At 65.7% G+C, this 1,285-nt stretch carries 1 protein-coding gene; it reads left to right on the top strand.

Going from position 1 to position 1,285, the window contains the following annotated elements:
* The first annotated feature begins 81 nt into the window (after positions 1-81).
* A protein-coding gene (locus tag KOR34_RS26335) for an IS3 family transposase (RefSeq protein WP_146569149.1) occupies positions 82-1,256 on the top strand; the annotation gives its coding sequence in 2 pieces (ribosomal slippage) (positions 82-349 and positions 349-1,256; 1,176 coding nt in all).
* Positions 1,257-1,285: the final 29 nt, after the last annotated feature.

The raw sequence follows: 1,285 nt of genomic DNA, 5'->3' as shown, positions 1-1,285 counted from the left end.
TGACCCAGCCCCTTCAAATAAGTCCACGCCGTTTGGGATAATCCCGGGCGTCGAGGACATGACCTTTGAGGAGGTAGAAGGATGCCGAAGGGTAAGAAGCACGGTCCAGAAGAGGTGATCCCGAAGCTGCGAGAGGCGGAGGTCCTGATGTCACAGGGCCGGACTCAAGAGCTCGCGGCGAAGGCGATCGGTGTATCGACGCAGACGCTGATCCGCTGGCGTAAGGAGTACGGTGGCCTGCGGATGGACCAGGCGAAGCGTTTGAAGGAGCTCGAGAAGGAGAACACCCGGCTCAAACGCTTGCTGGCCGACGCGGAGCTCGACAAAGCGATCTTGAAGGAAGCCGCTTCGGGAAACTATTGAGCCCGGCGAAGCGACGCGAGGCGGTCGAGCACGTCCGGGACGCCCTGGGTCGTGACCGCGTGTCGGAGCGTCGGGCGTGCAAGGTAATCGGTCAGCCGCGGGCGACGCAGCGTCGTGGGCGTCGCCGGCCAGACGACGAGCCGCGGCTGGTCCGCCGGATGGTTGAGTTGGCGAGCTCCTACGGCCGCTACGGCTACCGGAAGGTGACGGCCCTGCTGCGTGAGGAGGGCTGGCGTGTGAACCACAAGCGGGTCGAACGCCTGTGGCGTCGGGAGGGCCTAAAGGTCCCGGGGCGTCAGCCCAAGCGGAAGCGGTTGTGGCTGGCGGACGGTTCGTGCGTGCGGCTGCGGCCGCGGTTCAAGGACCACGTCTGGAGCTACGACTTCGTGCACGACCGGACGAGCGATGGCCGGGCCTTCCGGATGCTGACCTTGATCGACGAGCACACGCGGGAATGCTTGGCGATCGACGTGGCGAGGAATCTCAAGAGTGGCGACGTGCTCGAACGCCTGAGCGACCTGTTCGTGCGTCGTGGCGTTCCGCGATACATCCGGAGTGACAACGGTTCGGAGTTCACCGCGGAGAAGGTGCGGGGTTGGCTGGAGCGCGTCGGCGTGAAGACGCTGTTCATCGAGCCCGGAAGCCCGTGGGAGAACGGCTACTGCGAGAGCTTCAACGGCCGCCTGCGAGACGAGCTGCTGGCCCGCGAGCAGTTCGACACGCTGCTGGAGGCGAAGGTGCTCATCGAGCGATGGCGGCGGCACTACAACACGGTCCGCCCTCATGGCTCGCTCGGCTACCGGCCCCCAGCCCCCGAGGCGATCCGCTCGCTTGGCTCGCTTCCGGCTACGCCTACAGCGAGCCAAGCGAGCGGCCTGCTGGCCTTAACATAGATACTGGTACTGTCCGGGGGGGCTGGTCA

The sequence above is a fragment of the Posidoniimonas corsicana genome (assembly GCF_007859765.1).
GTDB classification, from domain to species: domain Bacteria; phylum Planctomycetota; class Planctomycetia; order Pirellulales; family Lacipirellulaceae; genus Posidoniimonas; species Posidoniimonas corsicana.
The sequence above is the reverse complement of the archived record's forward strand: the minus strand, read 5'-3'. Positions and strand labels throughout refer to the sequence as shown.